This window comes from Zooshikella harenae (genome assembly GCF_018837975.1).
Lineage (GTDB): Bacteria > Pseudomonadota > Gammaproteobacteria > Pseudomonadales > Zooshikellaceae > Zooshikella > Zooshikella harenae.
Map to the genome: position 1 here is coordinate 34674 of NZ_JAGSOY010000036.1, position 17516 is coordinate 52189.

Genomic DNA, 17516 nt, shown 5'->3' on the forward strand with positions numbered 1-17516 from the left:
TATTTTTCATAGTCCACAATTACCGATAAGCTTATTACCAACACAGTTTCTATCGTAGACTTTATCTTTTGTGCAAATCCTTATTCCTGGCCTTTAAGGCCTGTAAACAATCAGGCAAGGACATTTCGCGTGAATATTTTTAGTGACAACTCATTTTCAATTGGGAATACCCCTCTAGTACGCTTACATAAACTGTCGCCTAAATACCATATCTATGGAAAAATTGAGGGACGTAATCCTGCCTACTCAGTCAAATGCCGTATCGGTGCCAGCATGATATGGGCTGCTGAGCAAGAAGGTACATTAAAGCCAGGCATGGACATTATTGAACCTACCAGTGGCAATACGGGTATAGCGCTTGCCTTTGTCGCTGCAGCACGAGGCTATCGTCTCACCCTCACAATGCCCGCCAGTATGAGTTTAGAACGCCGTAAAGTACTTGCTGCTTTGGGTGCAAACCTCATTCTGACCGATCCAGCTAAAGGCATGAAAGGAGCCATTGCCCAAGCAGAGGAAATAGCGACAGCAAACCCTAGTCAATACTTTATGCCACAGCAGTTTGAAAACCCAGCAAACCCCGCTATCCATGAAAGTACAACAGGCCCTGAAATTTGGCGTGACACAGATGGCTTAGTTGATATTCTGGTAGCAGGTGTCGGTACTGGTGGCACCATTACAGGGATTTCACGCTATATTAAAGAAACGCAAGGTAAAGCTATCCAAAGCATTGCTGTTGAACCTGAAGAGTCACCTATAATTACCCAAACCCTTAATAACCAAGAGCTCGCACCAGCACCTCATAAAATCCAAGGAATTGGAGCAGGCTTTGTTCCCAAAAACCTCGACTTAAACATGATTGATCATGTTGTGCAGGTAAATGCTGAAGAATCCATTCAAATGGCTCATCGCCTGATGCGGGAGGAAGGCATTCTAGTGGGTATGTCATGTGGTGCAGCCATGGCAGCAGCACTAAAAGTGGCCAGCTGGTCTGGAAATGAAGACAAACATATTGTTGTAATCTTACCAGACTCTGCTGAACGCTATCTTTCAACCGCTTTATTTGAGGGTGTTTTTACTGAAAAAGAGATGAACCCTTAATGACTAGATATTAATATCGACTCACTTGTTTAGCTTAAATGACCCAACAGACAGCATCTATCTTATTGTCAGTTGGGTCACCGTAATGCTTATAACTGTTTAGCAACAAATCAAACCATGGTGAAAGACACACATCTGGCCAGCTTGCATTTGATGCCACTGTTCATTTGCAGTCAGTGGCTCAGTCGCAATGACCGTAACAATATCATCTGGTGTGGTTTCATGCTTAAAATCCACTTCAAGCTCGGCATCTTTTAATACAGCTCTATTAAAAGGCGCTTTTCGTGTAATCCAAAACAGTTTTGTACTACAAAAGCAGTACAAATATTTCGAATCACTCATCAGTAAGTTAAATACACCAAACTCTTTAATCGCATTACACAGTTCATTTAACTCCCGCCAGAGCGTCTGAGGTCTACGTGGTTGCTTGGTAAAACGTCGGCGTATTTCACTGAGTATCCAGCAAAATGCAAACTCACTATCAGTGGTGCCAACAGGCTGATAAAAGTCTAACGCCAATGCTTTCTTGATGCCTGGCAACTGGCCATTATGCGCAAATGTCCACTGTCGCCCCCACAATTCACGGGTAAATGGATGTGTATTTTCCAAACAGACACGTCCTGCATTCGCACGACGAATATGACTAATGACAATATGACTTTTTATTGGATAGCCTTGTACTAACCGGGCTATTTCAGACCCTATACTAGGCCTGGTATCACGAAACTCTCGGACGGCACGCCCTTCATAAAAAGCAATGCCCCAGCCATCTTTATGTGGACCTGTACCTCCACCACGCTGCATTAATCCTGTAAAACTAAAACAAATATCCGTTGGCACATTCGCGCTCATCCCAAGGAGCTCGCACATATTCCTAACCTTACTCCTAAAAACTATTAGTCCTCATATACTCCTCGTCACATTGTGGCGTAACTTCAGAAATGAAACTATGATGTTTTACTAATAAATACCACCTTTTCCTTGAAACGTGCACTACATGCCGTATTTTGAGTAAAACGACGTAAAAATACTAAGCCTCAGGTTTTTGATCTGACGCACTGTCGTTTTTATCTTCCCCTTCTGCTTTTGTTTGCCCATTTTTCTTAGCACTATCTTTATTCATTCCATCATCATCAGGGTTATCCTCAAGCTTATCGAGAGGCATATCCAAGTCAATGTCATCCTCCTCAAGATCAATATCAACGACTTCATCAACATTTTCTTCTTGCTGCCCTGTAGATTTATCTTTAGAGCTTTCTTCTGTAAAAAACCATCTATAAGCCCAATATAGCCCACCTGCCAGCAATATATTTCCAATAATCAAACTGCCATATAACAACCAGCTACTGTCGCTTTCTTTTTCATCATCTTCAACGTCTTCTGCTGCTTTCTCTTCAGGAGTTGACTTGGGCTTTTTATCTTCGTTATTCACCCCTGGCTTATAGTTCTCAGGAAATTTAAAAATCAAAGGTTCCAGTTTTACAGCGATTTCTTTGCCATTACTATCTTTTGCATTTACCCCAAAGACCACACGGTATATACCATGTTGTTGTGGTGTAATGGGTAACAACCAACTTTTCTTATCATCTTGCAAAGGAATAACTATATTAGAAGGTTTACCCGCAGGCGGTGCAATTGTTGCTTTGATAACCGTGGCCTCTGTATCCAAAAATAAACTTTGCGGTTTAACTTGAATAACATTAACTTCCTTCTCATCTTTCACTATTCGTTCATGAGTAACCACCAGTGGCTCTCTAACGGACAGCGCCTTAGATACTTGACGTAAAAATGTTTTTCCATCAGCTTTAATGGTTAAAGTATATTCACCCAGTGATCTGATTGCAGGCACCGTCAATGTAAATGCACCCTGATCATGAGACATTTTAGCCGTATAAAAAACCTCTTCAGCAATTGTTTTTTCTTCCTGCGCGATGGTTAATGTTAACTTCATTATTTGAAATAACTCTTCATTAACCATTCGCTTTTTATTTTGCTCAAACCAAATACGCGCAACAGTTTGCTGTCCTTTAAATAAATTACTAGGAACGCCTGAAAACCTCATTTGCAAATTACTAACAATTGTTACTCGATTATTAGGATCAGACTCAGCTTGAAGCCGCCATTCACCTTCATAAGGCTGATCAACAGTAATCAAGTCGTAATGTGGTGTATTGTACCAGCGCAAATCTGAAGCCCGACTCCCCTGTTTATATGTTTTACCATCAGGTGAAGATAACTGAACCACTTCATCTGTCTTTTTTTTAAAAACTAACAACGTAAATTCTTCAACCTGAGAATCAATAAGAAAGTTGTTTGCTTGTAGAGGCACTTTAGGTGCTTGATCCGCCTGCTCCAGCGCTTTTAAAAACAACTTACTAAGCTCTTCTGCCGAGTTTGCAGTAGAGGATAATCCATCCGTACTAATCGCCAGTTGTTGCAAAAGCTCATGATCCGCTTTATCTGATAACGCTATAGTATGAATAACATAACCATTATGTTTCAAGCGCGGTAGCTGATCATTCAGAATATGTTGGCGAGCCTCAACATTCTTTATGGGGTCTTTTGCGACATCAACCATGCCGTCAGTCAGTAAAATAATATGTCGGGCATCATCACTTTGCCGATGGCTATCAAATGCCGCCACTTCCAGTGCCTTACCAATATCGGTAAATAACCCCTTCGAACTAATTTGCTTGCTATTATTTATTGCTTGTTCACGCCAGTTATTATCAATTAAGTCATAAACTGCAAGATTTTTAACCGATTGATCAAATGTCCATATACCTAATTTACTATCATCAGCTAACAGTCGTATCAATAGATTGATCGCAGGCTCTCTTAAATTTTTGGGGTCATTGACTTTCATACTGCCTGACGTGTCAATCAATAGTCTGACATCAGGTTCCTTGGTATAGCCTATTTCCACCCACCCCAAAAACACCAGCCCAACAATCAAAAAGCACAACCTAAATAGTCTTAGGTGTGCCCTTGTATATTTTGCATTAAAAATTCGTTTCATTGTTTTTATTGTTGTAATAATAAACGACGTCCTCGCTCAGTGACAAACCAACGTTGACCTACTTTACTGGTAATCTTTCCAGCAAGGCTTCGGCTTGCCAAGATATGTAGCGTTTTCTCTAAAGTAACTTCATCTATTTCTGCATCGCGGCATAACCCTGCCACCGAACGAAAAATATACTGACCACTATTGAGTGTTTTAAGCACTTTACTTCCGGTCATATCCAACTCTAATTCTTCAGTGAGAGATCCCTCATTATCAGTGTTGCGCTCTTGTTCTATTTCCAAATCAAGTAAGGGTACAACTTCCTCTTGCAAACGACGAAACTCGTGCTGAATAGACGACACCTGCTGTTGTGCAAACCGTGCTTCAGCCAATAACCGTTCAGTGTGAGATGTATTGACAAACCGTGAACAAATGGCAGCAATTAAACAAAAACCAGTAAAAATTAACAGGCGTGATGGATCATTTTGGCTATCAACCACCAATGTACTGGATAACAAGTCCAACACGACAGGAACAAGAAAGGAAGCACCAATACCAAGAATAATACAGCGAAGTAAGTGGGTTAAATCATAACCTTGTCGCTGATACAAATAATAGTTGACCAAGCCCCCAAATACGCCAGCCATTAACATCACGACTGCCAGCAATAAAATATGACTTTCCATATTACATCCCTATTGTTGTTTAATCTGGTCCATGGGAATTCAGTTAACGGAGTAGCTCACCTTGCTACTTATTAAAAACCAATAACTTACTAAGAATAGAGTAGCGTGTTTATATCCCTTTTGCGCATTAATATCCCATATTTACACCCACCGTAAAGGGTTAAATTATATGTATAATCAATACACTCTACTCATGCCAAACAAAGTATGCCTTTTGATAGCGCTCAAAAAGTAAAATGGTTATTCAGGCGTATAAATATTGACCATTAACACGTTGTTTTAACACCCCAGAATTCATTCACAGTGGTTGCCATCCATGGGCTATGCAAACATAACACAGTTACTGACAACTGGCGATACTTGGTCAAAATCAACAAGTTACACAATAGAGAATAAACATAGAGATAAAGTCAATTCATCAGGCAGGGAGATGGCACAGTCCTGTGTGCCATATATCTTCTTACTTCACAAAAAACCAACAGGCCAAGTGTTCAACACACTAGCAATCAATAGAACCTAATTATAAAGTCGGTGTAATCCGCTCATCATCATTATTAGCAACTTGCTTAGGCCGTTTTTTAGGGCGAGAATCAGGCGCAACTTTACCTTTCGGTTTCTTTTTAGGACGAACAACAGGAGCAGGAATGAGTACTAATGCTAAAGCCCAAAGTACAATCATTACCGCCAGCCCAGCAAGTAACACGTGACCAGCTCTCATGATGGCTTCTAAACCAAGCGTTAAACCATCAAAAGCGGCAACAAGAAAAGCAGGGCCTAAATAATCCTGTTCAACATTGACATACCAGGGAGTAAACAACAAAACGAGTGCAAATCCTCGCAAGAGCCAGCGTAACCATCGCCAACAAATACGAGTCATACGATACCAGACCAAAAAACAGCCGGTTGCGCTGGCCAAATATATCATCCAAGCGTAAAAGTAGTGGGTTGCATCCATAGTGTCAGTATCAACAAGCTAAACAACAAAAGCCCTATACTAGTGTAATCTCAAGATTAAGTCAGCCTTTCTGACAGAACGGAGCCTGTAAGTGCAAACCAGACAACAGATTATTCCTCCTCAAGCCAAGCGTGAAGATTATTACCATACACATCCAACCGACCCTCGCTTTGACCCTTACCACTGGCTAAAACAAACGACATCGCAGGATACTCAGGCATACCTTAATGCCGAAAATGACTATGCCTCCCGTCAAATGGCTGATAGCGAAGCACTGCAAACACTGATTTACCAACAAAGCTTAGCGCGTATTATTGAAAACGACCGCTCAGCTGCTTACACATGGGGTCCTTATCAATACTTCAGTGAAAGTCGGCAGGGGTTTGAATATGCTTTTTATTATCGTCAGCATAAGCAACAACCACCACCAGAGTTACTATTGGATGGCAATCAGGTCGCTGCACCCTATGATTACTGTGAGATTGGCAGTTTAGCGATCAGTCCAGATCATCAGTTTTTGGTATACAGTCTTGATACTACAGGTGATGAGCAGTATCAACTCATTATAAAAAATCTCTTAACCCAAGAAGAAATAGCCTTACCACATACACATACATCAGGTGAGGTTACTTGGACAATGGATGCAAAAGGCTTTTACTATACAACACTTAATCATTTACAACGTACTGATAAACTTTTCTATCACTGTCTTGGCAGCAACATCGTTGATGACCCCCTTCTGTTTACTGAAGATGATGAGCAGTTTTATGTCTCCGTTTATCGAAGTCAGTCAGATCATCTCATCTTCATAGAAACCAGCAGCCAGGAATCAACAGAAGTCTTTTTTCTTCCCGCAGACAGTTTTCATGGTCCTAAACAGTTCAACCAACAGCTATGCTGTATCGCTCCCCGCCAGGCAGACCATGAGTACTATGTTGACCACAATGGTCAACAACTCATTATTATGACGAATGATCAACACGAAAATTATCGCCTGGTCAGTGCTGAATGTAACCAACCCCAGCCCGCGCATTGGCATCCGCTTATTCCTCATCAGGCTGATACTACACTGGAAGATTACTTAGTTTTTCGACACCATATTGCTATTCTTTCCAGAACAAAAGACCTCCTTCAACTCTCTATTTGGCACAATGGAGAACTCTCTCCTGTCAATTTTACGGACCCTGTTGCCCAAATCAACTTCGGTGACAATGTGAGTATTGATGCTCAGCAACTGCGTATTCACTATGAAACATTTATCCAACCCGAACAAATCTTAGATATAAACCTCAATACACACTACAAAACGTGTATCAAAACCCAACAGGTCAAAGGTGGTTATCATCCAGAGCACTACCGATGTCAACGCATGTATGTGACAGCTGGAGATGGAGAACAAATCCCACTTACACTGATAGGTAAACAACAAACCTGGGATCATCCTGCCCCCATGTTACTGCAGGTCTATGGTGCTTATGGACATAGTCTGGACCCAGAGTTTTCTATATCTCGACTCAACCTTCTTGACCGTGGCATGTTGATTGGTTTTGCTCACGTACGGGGTGGTGGTGATTGTGGTGAACACTGGTACCGTCAAGGTAAACAACAGAACAAAGTAAATACTTTTACTGACTTTATACAATGCGTTGAGTATTTATTTAAAGCACGTTATACCAACCCAAAACAATTAATGATTATTGGGCGTAGTGCTGGCGGCATGGCAGTCGGCTATGCACTCAATAACGCTCCCCAAAAATTTAAAGGCGCAATTATGGACGTGCCTTTTGTTGACTGTTTGAATACGATGTTGGATGAATCCCTACCACTCACTATTGCAGAATACGATGAATGGGGTAATCCTGCCTCTCCAGAAGTTTACAGACTTATAAAGTCGTATGCTCCTTACGAAAATATTAAGTCTCAAGCCTACCCCACACTATTAGTACAAGCAGGTTTTCATGACACACGCGTCCATATCTGGGAGCCCGCCAAATGGGTCGCAGCATTGCGTTATCATAATACCGGAGACCAACCGATTATTTTTAAAACCAGCTTTGCTGCAGGGCATGGAGGTGCTTCGGGTCGTTACCAAGCGCTTCAAGAAATGGCTTTTGAGCAGGCATTTATTTTAAAAACCTTACAGCTTGATAAAAAAACCTAACTCAAGATTAAAATGCCAGTGTATACAAAACCTGGCATTTGTACTCATTTAATTGGGTAATACGGGACATTGGGGAATGACACAAACTGTCTTCTTTCCGACTGATACAACCTGTTCAGGCTTAGACAGTTTGCCTTCTTGTTGTAATTCCTGCCAAGAACTTTGAATATTATTGTCATCAGGTGCGAGTGCATAAGCACAACGTACTGCTTTATTTGCTTGAACAGGACAATTAAGCGCTTTCAATGTATACGCTAGATTATTCCAACCCTGACTATGGCTCGGTTCAGTCGACACAAGTTGCTTAAAATAGCCTGCAGCTTGAGGGTATTTTTTTACTGCAAACTGATAGTTCCCCATTGCAAATAAGGCAACTGGGTGTTTTGGCCATGCTGCTAGTGCCGTTTGATAGGCTTGAACTGCCGCCTGCTGCTGTCCAACAGCTTCTAGTTGCTGTGCAGCACGTAAATACGTGAGAGGTTTAGCAGAAGCCGGTAACTTATTCGGTGGTAAGATAGCCATTGCCCAGTAGCGACCTCGTGCCCAGGTGTTCGCAAATGTCTCAAATGGCATCCGATAACGCTTTTCAGTGCCCGAACGGAGGATGAGCTCTTTATTTGCCAAATCGTATCCTACAACGACTGCAAAATGCCACTGTGGATACCAATCAAGCCCAAGGTTTAAAAATACCAATATAGGAAAGCCCTGCTCTATCTCCTGCAACAAATTTTGAAAATCTTTGTTAAGCGGATAAGCCAACATGCCATACTGACGTGCAGTGGCCACCATTTCGACTTGAAAACTGCCCTGCTTATCAGGCACATAGACGTTGCTAACTAAATCATTCGGTGTTACAGGAACTTGCCAGTAGGCCAATACGGTCGCCAGTGCCGCCGGACCACATTGATATTCTTCTTGAGGAAAAAAGGGGACTTGATTCAATTCTGTTGGCTGAAGCACTGATTCATCCAGTGAGTCCAACTGACGAAGAACTGGATTTGTGGTACAACCTGATAGAACACTCAAATAAATAATGCCCAGCCAAAGCTGGGCATAACGTTTAATACTCATATTAAACCAACGAAAAACGTTTGACGCTATTTTTACCCTTCTCTGAAAGGCACACATTTACACAGGTAAATGTCGTTTAAAAAGCAATTTTTACAATTTTTAGTTAATGCAACGCACAAATGAGAAGATATCTGTCGCACATAGCATGTCAGTAACAACAAATACCACAAGGAATAACACAACGACTTCAGCAACACCACTACCTGCAGGCATTTCTTCCATTTGAGCATTAAATTGTGCTAACTCACTGGGTGTTAATGAATCAATACGATTTTCTACATCAGCTTGATCAACACCAAGGCTTGCAAGTTTATCTTTGACAGCTTGATCTGCCAGCATTGCCTTTAACGCTTCTTTATCAACGTTGTGTTGCTCTGTGCTAATGACATTATCTGTAGCAACCATTGCAGCCTGAACCAAGCTTGCTTGAAAACCAAAAACAACCAACCAAGCAGATAAAAACAGTGCCACAACACGTTTAATTCGACGATAACTGAACATAACAGCTCCCAATAATATTTGAGTTCAATCTTTCTGAAGTCTAGAGAGGGCTATTAGTAGGGTCAAATCTGTTTATTCTTTCCGTGAGAGCCGTCATTCCTATAAATATATCAAGCGCACAAAAAGGTGTTAACTGTTGTTTTTTAATACATACTTACTCAATAAATTCCACCACAAATAATTCACAATTTAATACATCAATGCTTAAAGTAATAGTCATTAAGGTTTAATGCTCCAGCAGTGGTAGAAATAAAATGGATTGACTAAGCTGATACTGAGCTGATTTTCAGGTTATCTACAGTGCACTTTTTAAGTAATACCCCCTTCATATTGACGTAGAGCCAGGATCAAGATGGAGGGATTAGTTAATTACTTCACGAATAAATGTTTACCCAAATCACTCACAGGATAATTAATTTCATCTTCAAAGGATAATGAAATGACCGTTCAAGCGCATTCAACAGAAGTGGTACTTTCTCCAACCAAAGTCACTGCAACAGAATTTGAGCTGGTTTTAGCTCGCCAACACGGTAATGCAGTATTAACCATAAATGCTGAAGGGTATGCGGAGGGAATTACAGGCGCTCATATTGTTGCTGTGGACCTGAACGCCAAAGTACCCGTATTCAAAGTAATAGCTCATACAACACCTGCTATTGGCTACTTCCCCTATACCGCTAAAAACAGTTTTGAAGGCGTAAACCCAGATTTACAAGAAATTGCAATACAAACTTCTGTAGGTATTACTAAATACAAAGTTACACATTTACTTTCTAATAATGAGACACAAACAGTACCTGCATCAGTAAAAGCTTTAAATGAAAACCAAGTGGTTGGCTATGCTTACAACCAAAGTAATCTGGACCTAGCCTTTAGTAATGCCGTAAACCAACTTTACAACAAATTTTCTGGACACATTTCAGCAAAAGTTGTTGATTCTGGTTTTATCGCTGTTGGTTCACCTGTTGGTATTGCGTATACATATGTCGTTGCTGAGCAACAGCAATAATAATTTTTCTGTTCTTGAAAACATATCAATGTAATGTACTCCCGATATAAATGAAGTTCACCTCATAAAGTTTTTTATTACTTGATGAGAGTATTTGACAAACAACGACTTAATTATGATAGTTTCTTTAAGGAGAAATAAATGGCTAATGTTAATTCAATGGTTGGCGCCTATGGACCTTTTTCATCAAATATTGATAAAGAAGCTCAAGTTGCTTTTAGTGAAGCAGTGGAGCATTTCGCAGGCGTGAAATACCAACCTGTCGCAGTTGCCTCTCAAGTTGTCTCTGGTGTAAATTATGCGTATTTCTGTAATGCAACACCTGTTTATCCTGGAGCGCCTACATACCCCGCAATGGTTACAGTTTATAAGCCTTTAAAAGATTCAGCTTGCATTACCCATATTGAAAGACTGCCTTATTAATTAAAAATGCAGCACTAGCACTGATTAGTTACAGGGTAGTTACCCTGTAACTAATACAATTAAATTAATAAAATATTCTTCCATTTAAATCAAATCGAAAAACACTTACGTCTTAACCTCTCTCTCCTCTTACTCCATCACGCTGAACTTCTTAATTTTCTCAAAGTTCCTGCAGCAGAAGACCATCCCTGTTATCTACTGCTCACTGTGCTCCCAGCACCTGTTTCACAACCCATCCAAGCACTGCAGCACCACATGTTGCCATATTTCAATTACGATTAAATGCATATCGAACAGTTTGCCTAAACACTAACAGATAACGTATTATTTGCTATTGTCGTCAAATAAAGGATCTTTTAATGCATCTACGTTTGTTAAATGAAAAGGATGATCAGGCTTTACTGACGTTTGAGCTTGAAAACAAAAACTGGTTTGAATCGTTTATTGAAGCAAGGGAACCTACATTTTATAGCTCAGAAGGTATCCAACAGCATATTAGAAATTTCCTTGCACAATATCGTAAAAGTCAACGTTTACCTCTGCTTATTATAAGCGACAACAATGAAATTATTGGACGAATTAATTTACACCAAATATGTACTAAAACAGGTAGTGCATATCTTGGTTACCGCGTAGGACAGGCGAGTGTTAACTGTGGCGTAGCGTCATATGCAGTTAAACAAATACTCACGTTAGCCCAACAAAAAGATATTAAGTGTATTAAAGCGCTAGCCTCAATCGTAAACAAGCCTTCCCGAAATGTGTTGATAAAAAATGGGTTCCAAGAAAAAAGACTTATACTCAATAAAGCTATCGTAAATGGCCTACAGATAGACTGTATTGAATACCAAATATCACTTAACAAATGATTCTAAAATCCTTCGTTGTGGGCATATAACAATTAATTAACTGAGCTACACAACATATTGCGGTCGTTAATTGTATACAAAGTACCTATTAATGCAATGCCCGTAATGATCGCTGTTATAAGATAAATAAATGCATAAACACTCAAATTAAACCCTGTAGCCAACTCACCCACTGAAGCAAACATTGCAATTCCCAATGTACCACTTAACTCACGCACATAACCAAAAAATGACATACCTATACCACGGTCTGAAACAGGCAAGACATTCTGTACAGCACAAGTTAATGCGGGTAATGTACACCCTAGTCCAAACCCAATAATTGGAAACAATGGTATTAACAATATCTTTTGGAATAACAAGGCAAATGAAATTATATTTAATAAAAAACCCACAAAAATATAGGTTTTATAATAACCCGTACGAGCAATTTGTTTCCCTGCCACATAGGCACCAGCACAGATTCCAAGAGTAAATAAAATCATCGCATGCCCACTATTAACCAGACTGATGCCTTCTTGCCATTGCATGTGTAATGGAAAATAAACCAGACCAACAATCATAATAATTTGTGATGCCCCCATTAGGCATAAACAAGCCAGATAATTATCCAGTTTAAACATATGCCAGGGAATTAATGATGGACGCTTGGAAACTGCCAAATAGATTACTGAAAACAGAATCCAACCTAGAGCAATTAACAGTAATAAAGGGCTTAAATTAATTGACCCACCGACTAACAAAATAACTAACCCAGTAGAAGTCGTGAATAATGCTGCGCCTAACCAATCCAGATTACGCTTTATTGTTGAAGTACAAGGTTTGATCGTCTTTGTTATAATAAAAATAGCTAATAATCCGAGAGGAAGATTTATCGCAAAGATCATTCGCCATGAGATATATTCTGTTAACAAGCTACCCAGAATCGGTCCAGTTACATTTGACACAACATAGATTAATGAAATATAGCCTTGATATTTCCCTACATCACGTGCAGGTATCACGTCCGAAATAACAATAAAGGCTAAAGATATTAATCCTCCACCACCAATACCTTGAATCGCTCGCGCAACGATTAGACCGTCTAAGGTTGTGGCAAATGAACACAACAATGAACCCACTATAAAAATGACCAAGCTTACGTTGATCACTTTTATACGCCCCCAAAGGTCACTGAGCTTACCACAAATGGGAATAATACTGGTAGCGGCTATTAAATACGCTGTAATCACCCACGTTAGGTGTTCTGTCGCATTTAAGACTTGACCAATAACAGGCAACGGTGTGGTGACAATACTTTTCTCTAGTGAACCTAAAAAAATCAGTAAAGCAACACTAAATAATACTTTTTTGTGAGACATTGATTTTTTTCTTAAAGAGGAAGAGAACGATCCTGTATATAGGGCACTTCAAAAGAGTCTCTTTTTTTGTATTCAGCACCACACCCAGGTCCAATTACACCCCTACAGTAAAGTGTAAGTACGCTTCACTGTAGGGGATTCATGCTACGTTTCTAACAGCTAATGTGGTTTACGATAGGTATCGGTTAAATAAAGCTTTTTTAATAGCATGAACTATTATTAATCTTTTTTCTTTTCACTCTGAAGTAAAGCAAGCTTTGACGTGGTAAGCGCTTGTAGATCTATGCCTTTCTCCTCAAGCAAGCGCTCTAACAATGGATACAATTTCCCTAAACTGTCCTCCAAAGTATGTTGTATCGTATCAACAACAACCTGAGTGCCACGCTCAATTTCAATATTGACTTTGTGACCTGTCGTTTTTTCCTCAAAAGTTGTCATTCGGCGTGTTTCAGGAATCAACCAGACTTCGAAATACCCCTTTTCCTTATTCACTTCAGAAACGGTTAAACTAGCACCATTAATTGCAATATAACCTTTTGGAAAAATATATTTACGCCATGATTCAGGCAGATCAAAACGAACCCGACAATTTCCTTCTAATTCACTCACTTCAACAATAGCCGTTCGAAAATCCACATGGCCAGATAAAGGATGCCCACCTATTTCTGCGCCATCTTTCGCTGCTCGTTCGACATTGACCTGGCCTCCCACTTCATGTTCACCCAAAGTGGTTATTAATAGGCTTTGTAATATAACATCAAACTTCACTACCGTTTCGCTAAGCATTTCAGTGACCGTTAAGCATACCCCATCAACTGCAATACTGGCACCTATAGTGAGGTCTTTACAAAAACCTTCAGGAAATTCAATCTCAAATGTGCGAATACTGTCGTGATCATTCACACTTTTTATTGTTGCAACGGCCTGAATGATTCCAGTAAACATAACTGCCTCCAGTTTTAAAGGGTAGCGTCCCTTTGCTGATGTATCAGCAAATCAACCAATTCTGATAAATGACTTATTTCAACAGTCGGCTTATGTAGTGTATCTGCCTGCTGTTGTTGATGCATGTTTAACCAACATGATTGAAAGCCAGCTTGATTTGCCCCTATTATATCCGCTTGCCAATGATCACCCACATGCAAAATATACTGACTATCTATGTTGAGCAATGTTTGAGCACGCAGGAACAAATCCCCATAAGGTTTAGCACGACCATCAATACCTGCCGACAATACGTGAGTGAAAAATGGTTTCAACCCTATTTTTTCAACATCAGCATTGCCATTGGTAATGACAACCAGAGGAAAGCATGCACTTAGCTTGGCGAGCGATGCTTTGGTTTCTACTGGAACATTGGCCTTATTACGTTCAACAAGAAACAAATCCACACCATCTGTTGCAAATCTGGCTGACTGCTTTGTATTAAAAGACAGCGCCTCAAAACCCGCTTTAAGGGTTTCATATCGCCACTGAGTGACATCATGTTCCAACTCAGGCTGAACCGCCTGCACCTGTCGTTTGTAAGCTGCCCAATAGCTAACATTATGAGCATCACCCTTTGGACATTGATTTCGAATCCAGTCCATCAGGACAACTTCAGCTGTGTCAATAACAGGTCCATTGTCATACAAGGTATCATCTAAGTCGAAACTAATCGCTTGAGGATGACGGAAATACGGTTGTAGATACATTAAACTTCCAGCTCAGCTTCAACTTTTCGCTGATAACGACTCCTAATATCGTCACCTAATACTTGACTGTCTATCAGCTTAAATCGAGCAGCATCTGTTAAATGAGTAGTCTGCACCTGATAAATTGTTTGTGAACCTTTACCCATCAACATAGGAGCCTGATACACGACCAACTCATCCAACAACTGTTGCCGTAAAAACTGACTCATTAGTGTAGGTCCAGACTCTACCATGACTTCATTATATTCCGTTGTTTTTAACCACTGTTGCAGTGCTTTAAGATCAACACCACCTGCATAGACAGGCAGTGTAATTATCTCCACCCCCATAGCAGATAACTGTTGTTGCTTTTTACTATCAGCCAATCCCTTACCCACAACCACCACAATGTTTCTGTTGTCTTGAGTACCGAATAACCTAGCATCAAGTGGCATAGAAAGACGGGTATCCAGAATAACCAAATCTGGCTGACGAAGCATAGGTTTGTTGGTTTCCCCCAAATGCTCTAACCGAGCATTTAACAGCGGATCATCCTGAATAACTGTTTTTACGCCAGTAAGAATGGCACAACTTTGCGCTCGAAGCGTCATCACATCCTGGCGTGCTTTATCACCTGTAATCCATTTACTTTCACCTGACGCGAGCGCCATACCCCCATCAATACTGATCGCAACTTTCCCAAATAACCAAGGCCCCTGTTGCTTCATTCGCTTGATATAACCGCGATTGAGCTGCAAAGCTTCCTCTTCCAGTATCCCTACATCCACCTGAAACCCTGCTTTTTGAAGCACCGCAAGACCTCGTCCTGATACCACAGGATTAGGATCTGTCATTGCCACTACAACACGTTCCAGTTTCAACTTTGCTAATGTTTGACAACAGGGTGGGGTACGACCAAAGTGCGAACAAGGCTCTAATGTCACGTAAGCAGTAGCACCTGCTAAATCATCGTTGGCCTGATTAATTGCTGCAACTTCAGCATGAGGCCCCCCAGCTCGCTGATGGAATCCTTCAGCAATGATTTTACCCTGCTTAACAAACACACACCCTACTCTGGGATTAGGTGATGTAGACCATAGTCCTTGCCGTGCTTGCTCTAACGCACGTCTCATGTATGCTTCGTCGTTCATCTACTATCCAAACTCAGTTCAAAATAAAGTCTGCTACTGTAGTAGCCATTCTTGCCTGATACTGACCACGTAAATACAACGTATAAAGCTGGTGATAATACCGTTCTTTGAGCGCTTGCACATCTTCAGTTAAGTCAGCTCCAAACAGAATATCTGCCCCACCCTTATGCCAGCTTTTTAAGCCTTCAATATTTTGAAAAGCCAATCCAAAATCAAATTTCACCATTCGCTGACACTGAAAAGAAGGTAGCGCATTCACATAACTATGATCATCTTTTCGCAGATCATCAAACGCTTGTAATGTAGAGCCCGTGAGTTCTTCTGCTATTTCTTTTTCGGACAAACGCTTTGTGTTAGGTACAGCACCACTTGCAGGCCAGGAAACATGAAGTTTACCTTTTTCCTCCAACACTTGCTTAAAACATTCATCCAGCGCCTGTAAATCGGTTAACCGATGTAGGCTATTAAAGATAAAAAGCGCCTGATAACGGTGTTGATATTCACGATTTGCCAAACTCGCCTGTAATGATGCAAGAGAGTCAAATGTCACCACAGAGACAGTTGTAGCCCATCCATTTTCTGCAAGCATTTTAACAACATTTTCAACATAGGGTTCACCGTCATAACTGATGATCAGCGTTTCACCTTGACCGTCAAATAAAGAGATCATTTCTTCAACGACAAACCGCTTGGCGACTTCAATGTTGGTAAAATTGACCACATCAGTAGTATGAGTCTTCATGGGCTTCTTACTCCATTAATCTATCGCTTCCAACACACTGGCATTAGCTTCACCTTCTCTATCCCCAATACTCGAATGCACCACCCAGGCAGGATCATCCGTAATCATAGAAATAGCACTTTTGGCATGAGCAATCGCACGTTGTGAAGCCACTTCAAACAAAGCATCCTGCTCATGTTGAGACTCAAAAATAAAACATTCCAACACATGTTTTCGAGCTTGAACTTTAGCCATTGCCAAGGCTATTGCAGCCTCATGTGCTGAAGTTAAATCTAACTCTTTAGGTCCAACCCAACCAAAAACAATGCAAATATCACACTGTTCTTGCTCCAATAAGCGAAGTGCTTCAACAGCCACTTCTTTGTGTCCAGGAACGGTTGTTTTTAACCAGGTAAGTTCGCTATTACAAATTTGCTTTGCTTGCTCAATTTGTTGAATTGCAAATTTGGCCATATCTACACGTGAAAATGCTGTATCAACTATGCCTACTTTTTTCATCATTATTTTCCATCACTAAATCCCACTGTTTAACCACTGCTGGATGTCCTACAAAGTAACCATATCCACCTTGACTATTATTTATTTTTCGTAGCACCACATCTGATGAATTGGCTAAACATGCAATAATCGGTTGTGCATCAAAAGCGTGCGGGGATAGGTTAATAATTCCACCAAGTTGCCCGGTGAGGAGTCCATAAAGATCAAAGCTGGGTGAACCTGATACACGAATATTTAAATCACTTAACGTCAGTTTCGTTAGGCACTCAAGCCATTGTTGTTTAATATGTTTTCGATAATGTCTGTTATACATT

18 protein-coding genes are annotated in these 17516 nt (G+C 40.5%); 5 read left to right on the forward strand and 13 right to left on the reverse strand.

Annotated elements, in window-relative coordinates:
• The first annotated feature begins 129 nt into the window (after positions 1-129).
• Positions 130-1098, forward strand: a complete 969-nt coding sequence (cysK, locus tag KCG35_RS15000) for a cysteine synthase A (protein WP_215820595.1) — start codon at positions 130-132, stop codon at positions 1096-1098.
• A 99-nt stretch (positions 1099-1197) separates the two neighbouring features.
• On the opposite strand, the gene KCG35_RS15005 is transcribed toward cysK, so the two are convergent.
• The 4 genes from KCG35_RS15005 to KCG35_RS15020 form a co-directional block, all read right to left on the reverse strand.
• The gene (locus tag KCG35_RS15005) at positions 1198-1968 is read right to left on the reverse strand and encodes a class II glutamine amidotransferase (RefSeq protein WP_215820596.1); all 771 of its coding nucleotides are present in this window, start codon (positions 1966-1968) and stop codon (positions 1198-1200) included.
• 160 nt (positions 1969-2128) lie between these two features.
• Positions 2129-4054: a VWA domain-containing protein gene (locus tag KCG35_RS15010; RefSeq protein WP_215820597.1), complete on the reverse strand. Its 1926-nt coding sequence runs from the start codon at positions 4052-4054 to the stop codon at positions 2129-2131.
• Positions 4055-4122: 68 nt separating this feature from the next.
• Positions 4123-4788, reverse strand: coding sequence for a YEATS-associated helix-containing protein (locus KCG35_RS15015; protein WP_215820598.1), 666 nt, complete (start codon positions 4786-4788; stop codon positions 4123-4125).
• 520 nt (positions 4789-5308) lie between these two features.
• Positions 5309-5665, reverse strand: coding sequence for a hypothetical protein (locus KCG35_RS15020; protein WP_215820599.1), 357 nt, complete (start codon positions 5663-5665; stop codon positions 5309-5311).
• A 169-nt stretch (positions 5666-5834) separates the two neighbouring features.
• On the opposite strand from KCG35_RS15020, the gene KCG35_RS26965 reads away from it, so the two are divergent.
• Entirely contained in the window at positions 5835-7904 is a 2070-nt protein-coding gene (locus KCG35_RS26965) for a S9 family peptidase (RefSeq protein ID WP_215820600.1), read from the forward strand.
• A 48-nt stretch (positions 7905-7952) separates the two neighbouring features.
• Here KCG35_RS26965 and KCG35_RS15030 read toward each other — a convergent pair whose 3' ends face one another.
• Together KCG35_RS15030 and KCG35_RS15035 are read right to left on the reverse strand one after the other, a co-directional pair.
• Positions 7953-8975, reverse strand: a complete 1023-nt coding sequence (locus KCG35_RS15030) for a PA2778 family cysteine peptidase (RefSeq protein ID WP_215820601.1) — start codon at positions 8973-8975, stop codon at positions 7953-7955.
• A gap of 99 nt (positions 8976-9074) precedes the next feature.
• Positions 9075-9476, reverse strand: a complete 402-nt coding sequence (locus tag KCG35_RS15035; protein ID WP_215820602.1) for a PA2779 family protein — start codon at positions 9474-9476, stop codon at positions 9075-9077.
• Positions 9477-9915: 439 nt separating this feature from the next.
• Between KCG35_RS15035 and KCG35_RS15040 the strand changes: the two genes are divergently transcribed.
• From KCG35_RS15040 to KCG35_RS15050, 3 genes are all read left to right on the forward strand, one after another.
• A complete protein-coding gene (locus KCG35_RS15040) occupies positions 9916-10485 on the forward strand; it encodes a hypothetical protein (protein WP_215820603.1) in 570 nt (189 codons plus the stop codon).
• Positions 10486-10626: 141 nt separating this feature from the next.
• Positions 10627-10908, forward strand: a complete 282-nt coding sequence (locus KCG35_RS15045) for a hypothetical protein (protein WP_215820604.1) — start codon at positions 10627-10629, stop codon at positions 10906-10908.
• A gap of 359 nt (positions 10909-11267) precedes the next feature.
• On the forward strand, positions 11268-11777 hold the full coding sequence (locus tag KCG35_RS15050; RefSeq protein ID WP_215820605.1) for a GNAT family N-acetyltransferase: 510 nt from the start codon (positions 11268-11270) through the stop codon (positions 11775-11777).
• 32 nt (positions 11778-11809) lie between these two features.
• Here the strand turns inward: KCG35_RS15050 and KCG35_RS15055 are convergent, their stop codons facing one another.
• The 7 genes from KCG35_RS15055 to KCG35_RS15085 form a co-directional block, all read right to left on the reverse strand.
• On the reverse strand, positions 11810-13138 hold the full coding sequence (locus KCG35_RS15055) for an MFS transporter (protein WP_215820606.1): 1329 nt from the start codon (positions 13136-13138) through the stop codon (positions 11810-11812).
• Positions 13139-13357: 219 nt separating this feature from the next.
• Positions 13358-14083, reverse strand: a complete 726-nt coding sequence (locus KCG35_RS15060) for a riboflavin synthase subunit alpha (RefSeq protein ID WP_215820607.1) — start codon at positions 14081-14083, stop codon at positions 13358-13360.
• Between the two features lie 14 nt (positions 14084-14097).
• The gene (locus KCG35_RS15065; RefSeq protein WP_215820608.1) at positions 14098-14832 is read right to left on the reverse strand and encodes an HAD-IA family hydrolase; all 735 of its coding nucleotides are present in this window, start codon (positions 14830-14832) and stop codon (positions 14098-14100) included.
• Positions 14832-15962: a bifunctional diaminohydroxyphosphoribosylaminopyrimidine deaminase/5-amino-6-(5-phosphoribosylamino)uracil reductase RibD gene (gene ribD, locus KCG35_RS15070; RefSeq protein ID WP_215820609.1), complete on the reverse strand. Its 1131-nt coding sequence runs from the start codon at positions 15960-15962 to the stop codon at positions 14832-14834. The genes KCG35_RS15065 and ribD overlap by 1 nt, the downstream gene beginning before the upstream one ends.
• A gap of 13 nt (positions 15963-15975) precedes the next feature.
• Complete coding sequence (locus KCG35_RS15075) at positions 15976-16704, reverse strand: hypothetical protein (RefSeq protein WP_215820610.1); 729 nt, start codon at positions 16702-16704, stop codon at positions 15976-15978.
• Positions 16705-16719: 15 nt separating this feature from the next.
• Entirely contained in the window at positions 16720-17205 is a 486-nt protein-coding gene (ribC, locus tag KCG35_RS15080; RefSeq protein WP_215820611.1) for a riboflavin synthase, read from the reverse strand.
• A partial coding sequence (locus tag KCG35_RS15085; RefSeq protein WP_215820612.1) for a hypothetical protein occupies positions 17180-17516 on the reverse strand: 337 nt, incomplete at its 5' end. The genes ribC and KCG35_RS15085, both read right to left, overlap by 26 nt.